The organism is Erythrobacter sp. JB3-1 (genome assembly GCF_057364995.1).
The window spans coordinates 412,529-430,796 of record NZ_CP200289.1; the positions used below are offsets into that span (position 1 = coordinate 412,529).

Annotated in this window: 11 protein-coding genes; 4 read left to right on the forward strand and 7 right to left on the reverse strand. The window is 56.0% G+C overall.

What is annotated here, in order from left to right; translation table 11 throughout:
• The first annotated feature begins 17 nt into the window (after positions 1 to 17).
• Positions 18 to 1,010 (forward strand): type II secretion system F family protein, encoded by a 993-nt coding sequence (locus tag AC0V6M_RS02075; protein WP_486137206.1) that lies wholly within the window; start codon positions 18 to 20, stop codon positions 1,008 to 1,010.
• A gap of 122 nt (positions 1,011 to 1,132) precedes the next feature.
• Here AC0V6M_RS02075 and AC0V6M_RS02080 read toward each other — a convergent pair whose 3' ends face one another.
• Positions 1,133 to 1,663, reverse strand: coding sequence for a MarR family winged helix-turn-helix transcriptional regulator (locus tag AC0V6M_RS02080; RefSeq protein WP_486137207.1), 531 nt, complete (start codon positions 1,661 to 1,663; stop codon positions 1,133 to 1,135).
• Positions 1,664 to 1,758: 95 nt separating this feature from the next.
• A complete protein-coding gene (locus AC0V6M_RS02085) occupies positions 1,759 to 2,631 on the reverse strand; it encodes a crotonase/enoyl-CoA hydratase family protein (RefSeq protein WP_486137208.1) in 873 nt (290 codons plus the stop codon).
• 190 nt (positions 2,632 to 2,821) lie between these two features.
• On the opposite strand from AC0V6M_RS02085, the gene AC0V6M_RS02090 reads away from it, so the two are divergent.
• Positions 2,822 to 4,258 carry an SPASM domain-containing protein gene (locus tag AC0V6M_RS02090; RefSeq protein ID WP_486137209.1) on the forward strand — a complete coding sequence of 479 codons (1,437 nt, stop codon included), beginning with the start codon at positions 2,822 to 2,824 and terminating at the stop codon, positions 4,256 to 4,258.
• On the opposite strand, the gene AC0V6M_RS02095 is transcribed toward AC0V6M_RS02090, so the two are convergent.
• The 4 genes from AC0V6M_RS02095 to AC0V6M_RS02110 all read right to left on the reverse strand — a co-directional run bounded on the left by AC0V6M_RS02095 (position 4,255) and on the right by AC0V6M_RS02110 (position 8,442).
• Positions 4,255 to 5,475: a WD40 repeat domain-containing protein gene (locus tag AC0V6M_RS02095; protein WP_486137210.1), complete on the reverse strand. Its 1,221-nt coding sequence runs from the start codon at positions 5,473 to 5,475 to the stop codon at positions 4,255 to 4,257. The genes AC0V6M_RS02090 and AC0V6M_RS02095 overlap by 4 nt on opposite strands.
• Before the next feature lie 144 nt (positions 5,476 to 5,619).
• On the reverse strand, positions 5,620 to 6,405 hold the full coding sequence (locus AC0V6M_RS02100) for an SDR family NAD(P)-dependent oxidoreductase (RefSeq protein ID WP_486137211.1): 786 nt from the start codon (positions 6,403 to 6,405) through the stop codon (positions 5,620 to 5,622).
• 113 nt (positions 6,406 to 6,518) lie between these two features.
• Entirely contained in the window at positions 6,519 to 7,691 is a 1,173-nt protein-coding gene (locus tag AC0V6M_RS02105) for an acetyl-CoA C-acetyltransferase (RefSeq protein WP_486137212.1), read from the reverse strand.
• Between the two features lie 205 nt (positions 7,692 to 7,896).
• On the reverse strand, positions 7,897 to 8,442 hold the full coding sequence (locus AC0V6M_RS02110; RefSeq protein ID WP_486137214.1) for a hypothetical protein: 546 nt from the start codon (positions 8,440 to 8,442) through the stop codon (positions 7,897 to 7,899).
• Positions 8,443 to 8,837: 395 nt separating this feature from the next.
• Here AC0V6M_RS02110 and AC0V6M_RS02115 point away from each other — a divergent pair, with 395 nt between their 5' ends.
• On the forward strand, positions 8,838 to 11,780 hold the full coding sequence (locus AC0V6M_RS02115; protein ID WP_486137215.1) for a TonB-dependent receptor domain-containing protein: 2,943 nt from the start codon (positions 8,838 to 8,840) through the stop codon (positions 11,778 to 11,780).
• A gap of 612 nt (positions 11,781 to 12,392) precedes the next feature.
• Complete coding sequence (locus AC0V6M_RS02120) at positions 12,393 to 15,476, forward strand: TonB-dependent receptor domain-containing protein (protein WP_486137216.1); 3,084 nt, start codon at positions 12,393 to 12,395, stop codon at positions 15,474 to 15,476.
• A gap of 157 nt (positions 15,477 to 15,633) precedes the next feature.
• On the opposite strand, the gene clpB is transcribed toward AC0V6M_RS02120, so the two are convergent.
• Complete coding sequence (gene clpB / locus AC0V6M_RS02125; RefSeq protein ID WP_486137217.1) at positions 15,634 to 18,213, reverse strand: ATP-dependent chaperone ClpB; 2,580 nt, start codon at positions 18,211 to 18,213, stop codon at positions 15,634 to 15,636.
• Positions 18,214 to 18,268 lie beyond the last annotated feature (55 nt).

An 18,268-nucleotide genomic window follows, 5' to 3' on the forward strand; every position in this document is an offset into this window, starting at 1 on the left:
GTGAGGGAAGAGACATTATGATTAACACTCAACCCGGCCCCACTTTGCTTGGTTTCGACGTTATCGTCGTCGGTACGATCCTGGCTGGCCTTGCTGCTTTTGCCGTGATCATGGCGATCTACGCTGCCGTGACGATCAAGGATCCGATGGCCAAACGCGTCAAAGCGCTCGAAGAGCGACGTGACGAGCTCAAAGCGGGCATTGTCACCGGCAATACGAAGAAACGCGCCAGCTTGGTTCGCAAGACCGAGGGTACTGACAAGGTCAAAGAGCGCCTCGACAGTATGAAAATCCTGCAAGACAGCCAGCCGCAAGACATTCAGCAGAAATTGGCTTACGCAGGATACCGCAACAAAGAACTCGCGGTTTATGTTATCATGCTGCGAGCGATTTTGCCTATCGTGATCGGGGCAATCGCAGTGACCGTAATTTACGTGCTCGATTTCTTCCCAGATTGGGGTGCGTTTAAGCGTGCAGGCGCGCTCACCGTGGCAGTCTTTGGCGCCTACAAAGCTCCAGAACTGTTCTTGTCTAATAAGGCGAGTAAGCGCACGCTGGAAATCCAGCGAGGCCTGCCCGACGCGCTCGATCTGCTCGTCATTTGCGCCGAAGCTGGCCTTACTGTCGATGCCGCGTTTAACCGCGTTGCTAAGGAATTGGGCCGCGCTTATCCGGAACTGGGCGATGAATTTGCCCTCACCGCGATTGAGCTGTCCTTCCTGAACGAGCGGAAACAAGCGTTCGACAATCTGGCTTACCGGGTCAACCTCGACGCCGTCAAAGGCGTGGTTACCACTATGGTTCAGACCGAACGTTATGGTACGCCGCTGGCTTCCGCTCTGCGGGTTCTGTCCGCAGAATTCCGGAACGAGCGTATGATGCGCGCCGAGGAAAAGGCAGCTCGTCTGCCAGCGATTATGACCGTACCGCTGATTTTGTTCATTCTGCCGGTGCTATTCATCGTTATCCTTGGTCCAGCAGCATGCTCGATCTCGGACGCACTGATGTAGCGAACCACTCAACGCGCCGGCTGGCATGGAGCAAGCTCAGAAGGCGCACAGACGAAAGGCCCGGCTATTGCAGCCGGGCCTTTTTGTTTGTGGCCAATTTAATTGATTAGGATTGGGCCGCGTCAGTCCGCTTCGCCGCCCTCGGCCAGAAATCCGGCGCGCTCACGCATTCGGTGCAGAAGCTCGCGAAACTTCATCTGTTCATCGATGGTGAAATCAGCAAAGAGCTCGCTCTCGCTCGCTTGCGCAAGCGGCATCACTTCACGGTGAATAGCCCGCCCATCCTCGGTCAGCTCTAGGAGGTGTGAGCGTCCATCGCGTGCATTGGGAGCACGGGCGATCAGCCCGCGTTCTTCCAGAACCTTGCAGGCGCGGTTCACCGCAACCTTGTCCATCAACGTTGCCTCGGTCAGCGCCCTTTGCGTGAGTCGTCCCGTGCCATCCTTGGCATCGCCAAGCACCGCCATCACCCTCCATTCGAGGATCTTGAGGCCAAAGCGCTTGCGATAACGCTCAGCGATCAGGCTGCTTACTGCATTGGATGCAATCGAAAGTTGATAGGGCAGAAAGTCCGCCAGCTGTCCCGGCATTGTCGAGGGAACGCTGGTTTGCACCGCGCCCGCTGTCTTTTGTTCGCCCCCTGCTTGGCTCACCCCTGCGCTCCGATTCTTACCTGCGACTTGATCATTCAGCGCGTTGGTTTCCCATGAAACCAGCAGTGAATGCAAGCTTGGCTGTTAAGCAGACGCTATTCGTAGGTCGCCTCGTCCCACCACGGATAGAAATCCGGCATGTCTTCGGTAACTTTGCCAGGGTACTTGGCCTTGCGCTTTTCAAGGAAGCTAGCGATCCCCTCTTTCGCATCTTTCCCGCGCGAAAGACGGTAGATTGCGCGGCTGTCGATCTTATGCGCCTCCATCGGATGGTCTGCGCTGGCGAGCCGGTACATCATCGCCCGGGTCATCGCGACCGATACGGCAGAGGTGTTTTCGGCGATTTCGCTAGCGAGGGCGCGAGCTGCATGCTGCAAATCGGAGGGCGCGTGAACAGAGCGTACCAGTCCGCCTGATTTCGCCTCTTCCGCATCAAACACACGGCCAGAGTAACACCATTCGAGTGCCTGACTGATGCCGACGATCCGCGGCAAGAACCAGCTCGAGGCCGCCTCTGGCACGATTCCGCGCCTGGCAAAGACAAAGCCATAACGCGCCGTATCGCTCGCTAGCCGGATATCCATCGCCAGCCGCATAGTCGCGCCAACACCCACCGCTACGCCATTGCAAGCAGAGATGAGCGGCTTGGTGCTTTCATAGAGCCGCAGGGTCAGCAATCCGCCGCCATCGCGCACGCGCTCATCAGACAGATCCTCAACCTCGTTCGGGTCGGAGAACACATGCCCTCCCCTTTCCGGTGTCAGGTCAGCGCCGGCGCAAAACGCTTTCTCGCCGCTGCCGGTAAAGATCACCGCGCGCACCGCGTCATCCGCGTCGATATCATCCATCGCCGCGATGATCTCCGCCCCCATGGTGCGGGTGTAGGCGTTCATCTTCTCAGGGCGATTGAGCGTGATGGTCGCAATGCCATCAGCCTTGTCGACGAGTATCTGAGTGTAGTCGGTCATATATTTGGGTTCTCCAGCTCTCATTGATGACAACTGACATATCCGGCGGTCCAACAGCAATGCTTAATATCGCCGCGCCGACCAGAGCCATCACAAATGCCTGCAACTAGGTCGAAGCGCGGAGGGGCTATCCCTAATCTCCGTTAACCATCCTCGCATAGGTCTGCAGAGCGATACCAATGGAGACCGAATGATGAGTGTGGAAACCCGCACAGAGCCCGAAGCGCCGCTCGCCTTGACCTTGGACGAATTGCTAGACCTGCTGTTGAGCATCCTGTCCGACGGTCTCGACCATCCGGAAGTTTGGGACGAAATACCGGATTTCCTGAGGCTCTTCCCTGATATGGTGAGCCATATCGACCACAGGATAGCGCAGGAACCAGACGCGACGGCGCAGGCACTTCTCGTAATGCTGCAAAGCCTCGCGCTTGCGACTGCCGGGGAATTCGAGCGCCCCTTTGCACTGGCCGAGCCATTGGCAATCAAGAACAGCCAATCGGCTTTGGTCCAAGGGGTGTTGTTCCGCCTCAAAGCCCTGCGAGAGCCGGACAATCCAACCTATAATCTGACCGGCAAATTCTGCAGCGTTCCGTTCCGCCAAGTGGATGTGCTGGAAAACTCGACACACCTTTGCTGCGCCAGTTGGCTCCAGGCATCGGTAGGGGATATGCGCACGAGCGATTGGCAGCAGGTCTGGAACTCTCCGACCGCACAGAAAGTCCGCGAAAGCATCCATGATGGGACCTACCGCTACTGCAACAAGTCGGCTTGCCCCTCAATCGCTGGTAACACCCTACCCAAGTCCAGCGACGCCGCGCAGGAATCCTCCAAATGGGCGCGCATCATCGTCGCTAAGGAAACGGCCGTTCAAGAAGGGCCAGAGACAGTCAACTTGGCTTATGACCGCACCTGTAACCTTGCCTGCCCCAGTTGCCGCATCGAAAAATATGCCGCCGATTCCAAAACCCGGGCGACCTATGACGACATGCAGCGCAAGAACATCCTGCCGCTGCTGAAAGACGCGAAGACCGTTTTCGTCACCGGGTCAGGCGATCCATTTGCAAGCAAGAACTTTCGTAACCTAATGAAGCAGCCGACTGAAAAAGATTACCCCGAGCTAGGCTTTCAGATCATGACCAACGCCATGCTGCTGACGCCCAAGCAATGGGCGGAATTTCCCACTTTGCATGGCCGCACTCGCCTGCTCAAAGTGAGCATCGACGCGGCAACCGGGCCGACGCATGAAAAGCTAAGGCTGGGATCGATCTGGCCGATTATGCTTGAAAACATGGCCTTTGCAGGCGAGCTGACCGCGCGTGGAGAGATCGACTGCTTTAAGCTCGTGTTCGTCGTCCAGCGGGACAATTACCTTGAAATGGGCGACGCGGTAGACCTCGCAAAAGAGGTCGGCGCTCAGCACATCTATTTTGCCAGAATCACCAATTGGGGCACCTTCAACCCGGCTCAATTTGAGGAGAAGTCCGTGTTCATGCCCTCGCACCCTGAATACGCCCAGTTTATTGAGCAAATGCAGGATGAGCGCCTGCGCGATCCAATCGTACTGCTTGGCGATCTGGGTGAGTTCATCGCACGCAAGGACGCTGAACCAGAATTGATGGCGAGCTAGATCAGCCGGTAGAGCGTTACGCGCTGAACCGTGTTTATGCCCGTGCCGACCTCTTCCGCCACCGCGATAAATCCGTATCCGGCGGCAAGAGCGCGCCCAAAGCGCGCGTTTTGCTGACCGGTTTCATGGTGATAGGTCAAAAGGCGGCCGCCCGTGGCGCCATCGATTACGACCAGCCCGCCCTGCCCCATATGCGAACCCGACCAATCTGGCAGGCTTGAAATCAGCAATTTGCCTTCGCCGGTCAGATGTGATGGAAATCCTTCCCCACCTGCACCGTTCAACAGGTCATCATTCTTGGCCGGAATGCCCTTATCCTCGATTGTGAAAAGCAATTTGCCGCTGTCCAAATCATAGGAGTGCAGGCGCCCCGTAGGCCAATTCAGCGGACCCGTTTCGCCCAAACTCGATACATGCAGCCGACCATCCGACAGAACGAGCGACCGGCCAAACATGGTCGCTTTTTCTGACGCCGGCCTATCGAGCTTGTATTGTAAGGAACCACCTTTTGCGTCGAAGACCCAGACCTCTCCCGGCGCATAGAGACCCGTCGGGCCTGTTTGACCGTTTGAGGCGATCGCAATATGCGTTTCATTCATCGCGATCGTATGGCCAAAATAACTCAGACGGCGATCTTTCTCGGGCACGTTCGGCTCGTCGATAGTCAGCAAAGTCTCGCCGGTTTCGGCGCTGAACACCCAAGCGTTCGCGCGCTTATCTTTTGTGGTGGAAACGGAGACGAGAACGCGCTCATCATCCAAGGCCAGACCAGCGATCCCGAACCACGCAGATTCCTCAGCGCGCGGGTTCTCTATGCGGCGCAGCAGCTTTAGGGTCTTCGCGTCGTAGACCAGCAACTGGCCGCCAGCTTCTGGTGAATGCTGACGGTGCAAGACGGTGACTATAAAGCGATCATTCGCTGCGATCGCTTCGCCGAAACCCTCAAAAGGCTGTGCGTCAGGGTGATTGAGGACATCGCCAGGCTTCCCGCTTTCAATATCGAACGCGCGGATTACCTGATGCTGCTGGTCCCCCTTTGGCATGAAGCCAGCCACCAGAACATGCTCCGGCGTGATCGCGAGTGTCGGCTCCAGCTTGAAGTCTGAGCCATAGCCGCCGCCATCATAGCTCCAGACCTTTTCAAGGCGCAGCTCGGATCCATCGCTATCTTCGGCGAAAGCGGGATTGGCCGCTAGCGAGGCGGCGATGATGGCCAATAGGAAAAGGCGGAAGAGCCAAATAGCCCGAGATTGAAAGATCTTCTCGTGAGCCAATCGCCTCTCCCGCCTTCTTTACTAATCCCGATAAACTGCCGCCTTAGACATGCGTACTGGCGGGCAAATTAATCAAGGGTCATACCATCAACGCGGTGCCATACGGATGCCGCCGTCGAGGCGCACGTCTTCACCGTTGAAATAGCCGGTTTCGATCATGGTCATGGCGAGCTTCGCGTATTCCTCTGGCAGGCCGAGCCGTTTCGGGAATGGCACAGATGCAGCGAGCGCTTCCTTCACCTGCGGAGGAGCAGCGTTCATCAGCGGGGTTTCAAAGATGCCCGGCAGAATGGTGTTCACCCGGATGCCTTCGCGCATCAGATCGCGAGCGATTGGCAAAGTCATGCCGACAACGCCGCCCTTTGATGCAGAGTAAGCCGCCTGGCCGATTTGGCCGTCTTCAGCCGCAACAGAAGCGGTGTTGACCATCGCGCCGCGTGCGCCGTCTTCATTAATCGGGTCGAGCGACATCATGCCAGCCGCCGATTTGGCGATGCAGCGGAATGTGCCGATCAGGTTGACCTGAATGACGAAGTCGAAGGCAGAGACGGGAAAGTGCTTGATCTCGCCAGTTTGCTTGTCGCGGCTGGCGGTTTTGATCGCATTGCCGATGCCAGCACAATTCACGAGGATCCGCTCTTGGCCGTGAGCTTCGCGCGCCTTGGCAAAGCCAGCGTCCACGTCTTCATCACTGGTCACATTGACCTTGCAGAACACGCCGCCGATCTCGGCCGCCATGGCCTCGCCCTTCTCTTCATTCATGTCGAAGATGGCGACTTTGGCACCCTTGGCCGCGAGTGCGCGAGCCGTTGCCGCACCAAGGCCAGATGCGCCGCCAGTGACGACGGCTGGGGTGTTGGCTGATACTTCCATTTAGATTTTCCTCTCAATTCGAACGTCATCCCAGCGAAAGCTGGGATCTAATTCGGGAATGGGCTGACCTTGCGGCCTAAGACCCCAGCTTTTGCTGGGGTGACGGGTTGGGCTTACAGGCTCTCAACAATGGTGACATTGGCGACGCCGCCGCCTTCGCACATCGTTTGCAAGCCATATTTCTTGCCATGACGTTTCAGCCCATGGACAAGCGTTGCCATCAATTTTGTGCCCGACGCGCCGAGCGGGTGGCCAAGCGCAATCGCGCCGCCATGCACGTTCAGCTTTTCCGGGTCAGCGCCCGTATGCTTCAGCCATGCCATCGGCACAGGGGCGAAAGCCTCGTTGACCTCATAAAGATCAATATCATCGATCTTCAGGCCAGCGCGTTCGAGCGCGCGGTCGGTCGCAAACAGCGGTTCTTCCAGCATGATCACCGGATCGCCTGCCGTCACGGTCAGGTTGTGAATGCGCGCCATCGGTGTGAGGTTGTGGCGTTTAAGAGCCTCCTCGCTCACGACCAGAACCGCAGAGGAACCATCGCAAATCTGGCTGGCCGAGGCGGCGGTGATCCGTCCCTCTGGCGCAAGCAGTTTTACGCCCGCAATCCCTTCAAGCGTCGCGTCAAAGCGGATGCCCTCATCCACCGTGTGCATCGCATCACCCTCCGGCGTTTCAATCGCAATCGGCACGATCTCGTCTTTAAACGCGCCCGCCTCAGTCGCTGCGATCGCGCGCTTGTGGCTTTCGAGCGCAAAGGCGTCGAGCTGATCCTTTGAGAAGTCATGCTTCTGCGCGATCATCTCTGCGCCCATGAACTGGCTGAATTGAACGTTCGGATACTTCTCTTGCACGCCGGGCGACATGTAATTGCCCAGCCCTTCTTTCATATGCAGCGTCATGTTCGAGCCCATCGGCACGCGCGTCATGCTCTCAACGCCGCTAGCGATGACCACGTCCTGCGTCCCACTCATCACAGCCTGCGCTGCAAACTGTATCGCTTGCTGAGAAGAGCCGCATTGACGATCAATCGAGACTGCAGGCGTAGATTGCGGGAGCAGCTTAGACGCGAGCACCGCCATCCGGCCAACCTGCCCGGCTTGCTCGCCCGCCTGACTGACGCAGCCGCTGACCACATCATCAATCGCTGTTGGATCAATGCCGCTGCGCTCAACAATCGCATCAAGCGAATGGGCCAGTAAATCGACCGGGTGAATGCCAGCAAGCCTGCCGCCTCGGCGCCCTCCAGCTGTGCGAACGGCGTCTACAATATAAGCGGTGGTCATAGCGGTAATGTCCTCTCGTGGCGATGTGCGGGCGGCCCAGTTCTCAAGCCGGCTCCAAGTTATGGCCAAGGAAGTAAAGTCCGCTTACGTAAACGTCAACTGGGATTCTGGGGAGGCTTTACCCGTCGCCGCACCATGATCGCATTCTAGGGCATTTAGCGGTCAAAATAGCGGGTGCAGGGCCAAGCTCTGAAACTCCCTGAATCTAGTTAAGGCGCCGCACTCTCACCCCAAATTTTCCATTTACTTTGGCTTTGAATCCGCTGAGCGCCGCCCTCTCTATCACGATTGTATCACCTGCTTTATAACGCTGACGACCAATGACAGACTCTGTCTGGAGCCAGCGAGCACCGTCATCAAGCTCAAAAATGTAGCGGCCATTACTGCCTCGCTTAGCGCTAACCAATGTTGCAGTAATTTTAGTCACGCCCTCGTTATCGTCGTCGCCGCCGAAGATTTTGAGTGAGGGTAAACGCAAGCCAAACACACCGCGTTTGGCTTCTTGGATCTGTTCTCGATCTGCGATGACCAAATCGCGCGACTCCTGCGCGTCATAAACTCGGTTAACCTCGCGGTCGAAGCACGCGAGGCGCTCCTGCCCATCGGATATTTCGCGGCATTCGAACAACTCAGCCACAATCTCAGGCGTTTCGAGATCGCTTTCAGCTTCGGATTGCGCCGCAGCCGAGGTACCAACGCACGCGAACAAAACTCCAGCACAGGTTAAAGTACCGATTTTCAAGCCCCACATGGCGCATCCTTCCACTAACACATTTGCCACAGCCCGCGCGCTGTGCTTCCCTCGAGGTGTTAAGCGAGAAGGCACTGACCGAGCTGAAAGCAGCACAAAACTGCAAATAATCATACTTAATATGCACAATTTGCCACTGTTGCAAAGCTGCTACACCGCGATTGCAATTTCGTAGGCCTCAACCGTCTCGCTTCCATGCGCAGAATTAGCGTCCTAGATGGAAGTCAGGGACAGACAGGTCAATTCGAAAGAAGTTTCCCTAACCGAAATTGGCTCGTCTCCACCCATGCATTGGATGTGATTTTGACGCTGGCACTAAGGTCAGCATCTGAGACCGCATCTTGACATATGTTGGCCAGTTTTTGGCAGGCATTATCATAAGGGTATGAAACCATATGAAGATTTCCACTCAACTCCGACTGAGCGCTGGCTCTCTCGCAGTCGGCTTGGCACTCGCATCGGCTCCGGCCTTTGCTCAGGATGCTGAAACCGACGAAGCAGTAGCTGGCGGCGAAGACGCCGGAAACGCTATCATCGTTACCGGTTCGCGTATTTCCAACCCAAACTTGGAGCTTTCGAGCCCGGTTGCAGCCGTGACCGCAGACGAAATCGATCTGCGTCAAGCAAACGTTGTCGAAGAATTCCTTCGTGAAATTCCTGGTGTCGTTCCAAGCATCGGCGCTCAAGTTAACAACGGTAACGGCGGTTCAACATTCTTGAACCTGCGCGGCATTGGCGCAAACCGTAACATCGTTCTTTTGAACGGCACTCGCGTAATCCCAGCTGGTCTTGCCGGCATCACTAACGTCGACATTATTCCACTGGCGCTGATCGAACGCACAGACGTCCTGACAGGCGGCGCTGGTGCGGCATATGGTGCTGACGCTATCGGCGGTGTTGTTAACTTCATCACTAAAAGTGACTTTGAAGGCGTTGAACTTAGCGCCACTCAAGGCATCACTGAAGAAGGTGACGGTGAAACATTCCGTATAGACGCAACCATTGGCGGAAACTTTGCCGATGGACGCGGCAACGCAACTCTGAGCCTTGGCTACACCAATCGCCAAGCTGTTTTGCAGGGCGACCGCGACTTCTCAGTCTTTAATGTCAGCTCAGTTACCGGCAACCCTGGCGGTTCTAGCACCGCTGCACCGACCCGTATCAACGTGCCTAGCTTGGGCGGCTTCCAACAGATCTCTGAAGATGGAAGCACCTTGGTACCATTTGATCGGCCGTTTAACTTCAATCCGTTCAACCTGTTCCAACTTCCACTGGAGCAATTCCGCATATTTGGTACGGCATCGTATGAAATCACCGATGGTATTTCATTGTACTCGGAAGGTTTGTTCACTCAGAGCACGAACACGACCGCAATTGCGCCGTCAGGTTCGTTTGGCGTAAACGCGCCATTGCCCCTCAACAATCCGTTCTTGAACGACAACATTCGTAACATTCTCTGCGCCGATCAAGGCATCGCTCAGGCGGCTTGTGATGCGGCTGGTGCGACACCATTTGGTCCAACACTGGCTGACGGTTCGGCTAACCCGGACTTCTTGGCTCCAACAGTCAACCTTGCGCGCCGTTTCGTGGAATTGGGCCCAAGGCTCAATGAGCGCCAAACACGTGTGTTCCAGGTAAAGGTTGGCGCCCGCGGCGACATTACCGACAGCATCGAGTTCGATGTCTTCGGAGCGTATGGCGAAAGTGATCTTCGCAGTGCTCAATCCGGCAACGGAACCCGCACACGCCTTGACCAGTCCATCTTCTCGGTCGATGCCAACTCTTGTATCGATCCAACTGGCGGATGTGTTCCAATCAACCTGTTCGGTCCGGTAGGTTCAATCACGCCTGAAGTTGGCGCATTCTTGGACGTCGGCAACTTTGCCTCCACAGCAACAAGTCTTGGCCAGATCCAAGGTTTTGTTAGTGGCGACTTCGGCCTGACAATCCCAAGCGCTGATCAGCCTGTTAGCTTCGTGCTTGGCGCTGAATATCGCGAGTACACTGCCTTTACGGCTTCAGACTTGCTTTCCCAGACACCTGGTGAAGTCCTGGGTAACGGTGCAGCAAACCCGAACCAAGGTGGCGGCTTTGACGTCTCCGAAGTGTTCGGCGAACTCGTTGTTCCATTGGTTTCCGGTGCTTTCTGGGCTGAAGAGCTCAACCTTGAACTGGGTGGTCGTATTTCTGACTACTCAACAACGGGCACCGAATACACCTGGAAAGCTGGCGGTAGCTGGACTGTTATTGAAGGTTTCACCGTTCGCGGTAACTATCAGCAAGTGACACGTGCACCGAACATTGGTGAACTTTTCGCACCGCAAATCACTGGTCTGGATAACAGTTCAGAAGATCCGTGCCAGGGCACCAACCCTGTAACGGACGCTGCGCTCCAAGCTGTTTGTTTGGCGCAAGGCGCACCGGCGAACACCATTGGCAACATCATCCCTGACCCAGCGGGTCAGATCAATGTTACCACTGGTGGCAATCCAAACTTGGGTGCAGAAAACGCCGACACTTGGACGATTGGTTTCGTCATCCAGCCTGTTGTAGTCCCTGGATTGTCGATCACGTTCGATTACTACAACATCAGCATCACTGATGCGATTAGTAACCCAACCGTAGGTGATGTGTTCGCATCTTGCTTCGGCCCAGGCTTTAGCGGTGCCGGTGGCGCCCCTAACCTGCCAGCTGGCGCTGCGACATCTGAAGCTTGCACAAGCATCGGACGTAACCCGTTCAGCGGAAACCTGTTTGGCGATGTTGCCATCACCCCAGGTCTTCCTCAGGTTCTGACCAACCAAGGTGCTATCGAAACAGATGGTATCGATCTCGCGGTAAATTACTCGCGTGATGTCGGTTTTGCTGATTGGAACATCAGTGTGCTTGGTAACTGGACGAACCGTTCGACGTTTAACGCCAACGCAAGCGATCCTGCATCGGTAAACCGTGAGTGTGTTGGTTTCTTCAGCACCAACTGCGGATCAATCCAGCCTGAGTTTAGTTTCACAACCCGTAACACATTGCAGTTCGATAACTTCGACCTGTCGTTGCTGTGGCGCTACATTGACTCGGTTGAAATTGAACCAGAAGTTGCAGGAAACTTCTTGCCTGAGTTTGAAAGCATCGGTGCTGAGAGCTATTTCGATCTGACCGTTCGCGCTAAAGCGACCGAGAATATCGAAATCACGCTCGCTGTCCTGAACCTATTCGACAATTCTCCAACGGTCGTTGGTAGTGATGTTGGTTCGACAGCATTCAACAGCGGTAACGTGTTCCCATCGACATACGACCCACTGGGCCGTCGCTTCTCGATCACGGGACGCCTGACATTCTAACTTTCTGAAAGTCAGATAAATCAATTAAGGGGCCGGTTTTCCGGCCCCTTTTTTGTGCGCGATGCATCGGAAAAATCCGGCCGGATTCGAAGTAACACACCCACCAGAGATCTCACCGAACACGCTGCTCGCTGCTGTCCGCATGGTGATTCTCACATGCCAACCAAGACCTAGGCAGCATTAGGGAGCGAGAAGCTTAAAGCCGCAGCTTTTGCTGCGCCGTCTTGGCAGCATGCTGATGCCCTTGCCGTTCGCAATAGGCACACCTTGGCGATGCTCCAGATAGCCCTGGCATGACCGACGCGGTGAACCTTTAAAGCCATCACAGAGCCATCTGAATGGATGTTGCAATTCTGATACACTGCGCGTTCATTTTTGAAACTTGCGATGTAGGGCTTCACATTCAACCGCATAGCAGTCTTTATCTCACTCAGGGATAGTCTGTGTAGGTTTCCGGCGTCGTAGCGCCTGTTTCCGATCGGCTAGTGCCTTTTCGAAGGGGAGGAAATTATCGCAAAGTCGCACAACGCCTAGGCGATAAGTGCTTTCCTAGAGGATGCTAACAAACGCATTCACATAAGATTTGGACCAATCATAGGGGTATGAAACCAAATGAAAATTTCGACACAACTCCGGCTTAGCGCCGGATCGCTGGCCGTCGGGCTTGCGCTCGCATCGGTGCCGGGACTGGCACAAGATTCAGAAGCTGAAGCGGATGTCACTAGTGAGGCAACATCTAGCGAATCATCCAAGGGGATCACCGTCACCGGCTCGCGTATCCGTCTACCTAACCTCGAAGCGACTGAGCCGACCACTTCGATCACGTCAGAATTCATAGAACAAAGAAACTTCGTAAATGTTGCCGATGCACTCAACAGCCTCCCACAAATCCGTGGCTCCGTGGATCCAAATGGTGCGCAAGCAGGCTTTGGCCAAGGTGTTAATTTCATTAATAACTTCGGCCTTGGCACCAACAGGACACTGACCCTTGTCAATGGACGTCGGGTTGTTTCGTCAAATACGCCAACACTGTTTGGTCCAGGTGCGCCTGGTCTTCAAGTTGACTTGAACGTCATCCCGACCGCTTTGATTAAACGGATCGACATCGCATCGACCGCGGGTGCCCCGGTATACGGTTCCGACGCTATTTCAGGAACGGTCAACATTATCCTTGATGACGAATATGAAGGCCTGGAACTGAATGCCACTTCTTCCCTGACCGAACGGGGTGACAACTTCACCTATCGCTTGGAAGGCGTTTATGGCACAAGCTTTGCCGATGGCCGCGGCCATTTGCAGATTTCTAGCTTTTACACTGAAGTCGACGGCGTTTTGCAAAACCAACGCCAGATATTCCTGGATCAGACCGAAAACGAACCAAACACGATTGAACTAAATCGCCTTAACCCGAACCTGCCACTGGACACCGGCGCAGACGATGGTGTTCCGGCACAAGTTGGTTTCAACGATGTTTCGATCTTCATTCTAGCTCGTTTTGGCGTGATTTCTGGTGGCCCACTGGGCATTAGCGCTGGTGGCGGAGCGCTTGACGGCCTTAGTGGAACCGGCGCTTTTGCATTTAACGCAGCTGGTGACCTAGTACCATTCACCGTGGGTACGCGCCCGCTTAACACTGAGGGCACCGCAGCATCAGGTATCCGCGGCATTGGCGGCGGTGATGGGTTCCGGTTCGTTGACTTCGGTCAGCTCACTTCTGACCTTCGCCGGTTCGGCACGAACGTGTTCTTGAACTATGACGTCACTGATAACATCAATGTCTTTACGGAACTTCAGTACTACGATGCCCGTGCAGACGAGTTGGTTCAGCAACCGACTTTCAACACTCCGTTCTTCGGCGGTTTCAGCAGCGGACTGACATTCCAGTCCGACAACCCTTTCCTCAATGATCAAGCTCGCGCAGTTTTGGACGGGGCTGGAGTGACGAGCTTCACTCTGTCTCGCGCAAACAATGACATTGCTGACTTGACCGGATTCGCTGAAACTGAGTTGCTACGTGGTGTCCTAGGTGCACGCGGTGATTTTGAAGCGCTCGGTAACGCTTGGAATTGGGAAACCTCTTTCACCTATGGTCAAACCGAAGTGACTGATAACCGTCAAGATATCAACGCTCAGAACTTCATTAACGCAGTGAACGTGACAACCGATGCAGATGGCAACATTGTTTGTGATGCTGCCCCTGCCAACCCAGTCGGCGGTGGCGGCACTCCAATTGCAGATGCAAACTGCGTTCCCTTCAACTTCTTCGGCAACAATGCCAGCCAGGCGGCGAGAGATTACATCTTGTCCAACAACCAGGCTAACTCGACGCTCGAACAGTGGGTTTTCAACGTTAACGTTGGCGGCACCTTGTTTGAGTTGTTCGGCAACGAAGTCGGTGTAAACGTCGGCTACGAGCACCGTGATGAATCAGCTTCATTCACTCCGTCTCAGTTTGAGCAAAATGGTCTGGGCCGCGGCGCTGCCATTCAACCGGTTAGCGGTGGCTTCAACCTCGATGAAGTGTTCGGTGAAATCTTCGTTCCGATCATCACCCCGGAAAACGATGCGTTTTTCCATGCGATGAATGTCTATGGTCGTGGCCGCTATGTTGACAACACCGTTAATGGTGGGTTCTTCTCATGGGCAGCAGGCGGTAGCGTTGCACCAATCGAAGATATCGAAATTCGAGGCAACTTCACCCGTTCATTCCGTGCACCGGCTGTAACGGAACTCTTTCTGCCGGCGTCGCCAGGATTTAACTTCGTTCCCGACTTGTGTTTTGCCGCCGCTATCGATGGTGGTCCAAATCCCGAAGCACGTCGTCGGAACTGCGAAGCCTTCTTGGCAGCATTCCCAAACATCAGCCGCCCACAGCTAGCTGCGCAGGGTTCGGTGCCATCTCTTAGCCAAGGCAATCCAAACCTCGACAACGAGCAGGCTGACAGCTGGAGCATCGGCGCCATCCTACGTCCTCGGTTTATTCCAAATCTGGTTGTAACTGTCGACTACATCGATATTTCGATTTCGGATCCGATTGCACAACTCACGCCAGCCCAAGCTAACTCAGCATGCTTCGACAATGACGTGTTTGATGTAAACGATCCTGCCAACGGGAACGTATTCTGTTCGCTGATCAGTCGCGATGCCAATGGTGAAGTTATTGCCGATGCCCAGAACCCTGGTATTGGCACGACCTTCACCAACGGCTTTGCGACCGATTATACGGGCATCCAAGGATCCGCTACTTACAACACATCGTTGGAAGGCATCGGTCTTGGCGGCGACCTGCAACTGCGTGGTGATTTGACCGTCGTCCTTGATCGCGTGGTAGATATCACTGGTGTAGCGCCAGCGCGCTCTGATGCTGAAATTGGCGATCCTACATGGTCAGCACAAGCGACTGTGAACTATGTTGATGAAGATTGGGGCCTTGGCACCGTCATCAATTACACGGGTGAACAGCTTTTCTCACGCTTTAACCGAAATCCGGATGCGCGAGAATTCGACCAACTTGATGGTTTTGTAACGGTTGACTTCAACGTATTTTTTGAAGCTCAGGACAACTTTCGCTTCAACTTCGTGGTTAACAACCTATTTGACCGCCAGTGTCAGACGCAAGGTGACTTCTGTGTGATTGGTAGCATCGATGACGCCTTCGGACGTACATTCTCGGCTTCGATCACCAAAGAATTCTAATCGATCATTCGGTCAGTATTCAAAAAGAAAGGGCCCCGGGAAACCGGGGCCCTTTTTGTATGTGGGGCAATGAGTATTGGGTCTTAGACGCGCGCCTGTGGGAGGCGCGTGAAGCGAGCGGCTCGTGTCCACGCGGCCCTCGCCCCAAAACTCAGCGCTAGCTCTCGACGTCCATCTTCAGCTCGCCGTCGCCTTCGTCGATCTTCACCGTCGAGCCATCGGGCACGCCGCCTTCCAGCAGCTTCTCTGCCAGCGGATCCTGCAAATAACGCTGCACCGCGCGTTTTAGCGGCCGCGCGCCGTAGACGGGATCATAGCCCACCCGGCCGAGCCAGCGCAGCGCCGCTTCGGTCAGATCGAGCTCGATCTTGCGGTCCTTCAGCAGCTTTTGCACGCGCTTGACCTGGATCGCGACGATCGGTGCCATGTGCTCCATCGCCAGGCGGTGGAACAGGATGATCTCATCCAGACGGTTGAGGAACTCTGGACGGAAATGCCCGCGCACCACATCCATCACTTCGTTCTCGACATCGGCAACCTTGCCATCATCGGGGAGGTTGGAGAGGAATTGACTGCCCAGGTTTGAGGTCAGGATGATCAGCGTGTTCGCAAAGTCGACCACGCGGCCCTGTCCATCGGTCAGGCGGCCATCGTCGAGCACTTGTAGTAACACATTAAAGACATCGGTGTGGGCCTTCTCGACCTCGTCGAACAGCACCACCTGATAGGGCCTTCGCCGCACCGCTTCGGTCAGCACCCCGCCCTCATCATAGCCGACATAGCCGGGAGGCGCGCCGATCAGGCGGGCGACCGAGTGCTTCTCCATAAATTCGCTCATATCGATGCGGACCAGCGCTTGGTCATCATCGAACAGGAATTCAGCCAGCGCCTTGGTCAGCTCGGTCTTGCCGACGCCGGTTGGGCCGAGGAACAGGAATGAGCCAAGCGGGCGGCCCGGGTCTTGCAGGCCGGCACGCGCGCGCCGCACGGCTTTGGAGACGGCGACAATCGCATCGGACTGGCCGATCACGCGCTTGCCGATGATCTCTTCCATCTGCAGCAGCTTGTCGCGCTCACCCTCCATCATCCGCTCCATCGGGATGCCGGTCCAGCGGGCCACGACGCCAGCGATGTCCTCTTCGGTAACCTCTTCGCGCAGCAGAGCGTTTTCATTGAGGTCTTCGGCCTCTTCCAGGCGCTTCTCCAGCTCAGGGATCTTGCCGTAAGAAAGCTCCCCTGCCTTGGCGAGGTCGCCAACCCTTTGGGCCTGCTCCAGCTCGAGGCGGGCGGCATCAAGCTCTTCCTTGATCTTGCCTTCGGCCTGGATCTTGTCGCGCTCATTCTGCCAGCGTGTGGTCAGCTCAGCGCTTTCCTGCTCCAGATTGGCCAGCTCTTCGCGCAGAGCGACCAGGCGATCCTTGGAATTGGCATCGCCTTCTTTTTCGAGCGCGCTTTCCTCGATCTTGAGCTGGATGATCCGGCGATCAAGCTCGTCGATCTCTTCCGGCTTGCTCTCCACTTCCATGCGGATGCGGCTCGCGGCCTCGTCCATCAGGTCGATCGCCTTATCGGGCAGGAAGCGGTTCTGGATATAGCGGTTCGGCAGCTGCGCCGAGGCAACCAGCGCGCCATCGGTGATCCGCACGCCGTGGTGCAGCTCATATTTCTCTTTCAGCCCGCGCAGGATGCTGATCGTGTCCTCAACGCTTGGTTCGTCGATATAGACCATCTGAAAACGCCGCTGCAGCGCCGGGTCTTTCTCTACATATTTCTGATATTCATCAAGCGTGGTCGCACCGATGCAGTGCAGCTCGCCCCTCGATAGGGCCGGTTTTAAGAGGTTAGAGGCATCCATGCTGCCCTCGCTCGCGCCCGCCCCGATCAGAGTGTGCATCTCGTCAATGAACAGGATGATCTGTCCATCGGCGTTCTTCACCTCGTCGAGCACAGATTTCAGCCGCTCCTCAAATTCGCCGCGATATTTCGCACCCGCGATCAGCGAACCCATGTCGAGCGACATCAGCGTGCGGCCCTTCAGGCTGTCGGGCACATCACCATTGGCAATGCGCAGCGCGAGGCCTTCTGCAATCGCAGTTTTACCCGTGCCCGGTTCGCCAATCAGCGCCGGGTTGTTCTTGGTCCGCCGCGCCAGGATCTGGATTGTCCGGCGGATTTCCTCGTCCCGGCCGATCACCGGATCGAGTTTGCCGTCGCGCGCCGCCTGCGTCAGATCGCGGGCGAATTTCTCCATCGCATCGTAGGAGCTTTCCGCATTCGCGCTGTCGGCTTTGCGCCCGCCGCGCAGCTGATCAATGGCGGAATTGAGGCTCTGCGGGGTCACGCTCGCCGCCTTCACCGCCTCGCCAGTGGCGCCCGGCGCGAGTGACAGGGCGACCAGCAGCATTTCGACCGTCACATAGCTGTCGCCGGCCTTCTCCGCGATCTGCTCCGCATTATCGAGCACGCGCACCGTGTCATTGTCGAGGCCCGGGGTTTGCTGGGCGCCGCCGCCAGTCACAACCGGGATCTTGCCTAGCCCCTCGTCGACCATGCTGACCGCCAGGCCAGCCTCGCCGCCGGCGCGCTGGATCAATCCGGCTGCCATGCCTTCTTCGTCTTCGAGCAGCGCCTTAAGCAGGTGCAGCGGCGTGATCCGCTGATGGTTCATGCGGATGGCAACAGTCTGCGCGCTTTGCAAAAAGCCCTTGGCCCGGTCGGTGAATTTTTCGAGATTCATAAAAGACCCCTCATTCAAAAATGGCTACCCTCAAAAGAGGTGTGTTACTCGCATA

What these genes read in the sequence shown, in the direction of transcription:
- AC0V6M_RS02090 (WP_486137209.1), top strand. Translation starts at nt 2,822, where the DNA reads ATGATGAGTGTGGAAACCCGCACAGAGCCCGAAGCGCCGCTCGCCTTG.
- AC0V6M_RS02105 (WP_486137212.1), bottom strand. Translation starts at nt 7,691, where the DNA reads ATGACCACCGCTTATATTGTAGACGCCGTTCGCACAGCTGGAGGGCGC.
- AC0V6M_RS02110 (WP_486137214.1), bottom strand. Translation starts at nt 8,442, where the DNA reads ATGTGGGGCTTGAAAATCGGTACTTTAACCTGTGCTGGAGTTTTGTTC.
- AC0V6M_RS02085 (WP_486137208.1), bottom strand. Translation starts at nt 2,631, where the DNA reads ATGACCGACTACACTCAGATACTCGTCGACAAGGCTGATGGCATTGCG.
- AC0V6M_RS02075 (WP_486137206.1), top strand. Translation starts at nt 18, where the DNA reads ATGATTAACACTCAACCCGGCCCCACTTTGCTTGGTTTCGACGTTATC.
- AC0V6M_RS02100 (WP_486137211.1), bottom strand. Translation starts at nt 6,405, where the DNA reads ATGGAAGTATCAGCCAACACCCCAGCCGTCGTCACTGGCGGCGCATCT.
- clpB (WP_486137217.1), bottom strand. Translation starts at nt 18,213, where the DNA reads ATGAATCTCGAAAAATTCACCGACCGGGCCAAGGGCTTTTTGCAAAGC.
- AC0V6M_RS02115 (WP_486137215.1), top strand. Translation starts at nt 8,838, where the DNA reads ATGAAGATTTCCACTCAACTCCGACTGAGCGCTGGCTCTCTCGCAGTC.
- AC0V6M_RS02120 (WP_486137216.1), top strand. Translation starts at nt 12,393, where the DNA reads ATGAAAATTTCGACACAACTCCGGCTTAGCGCCGGATCGCTGGCCGTC.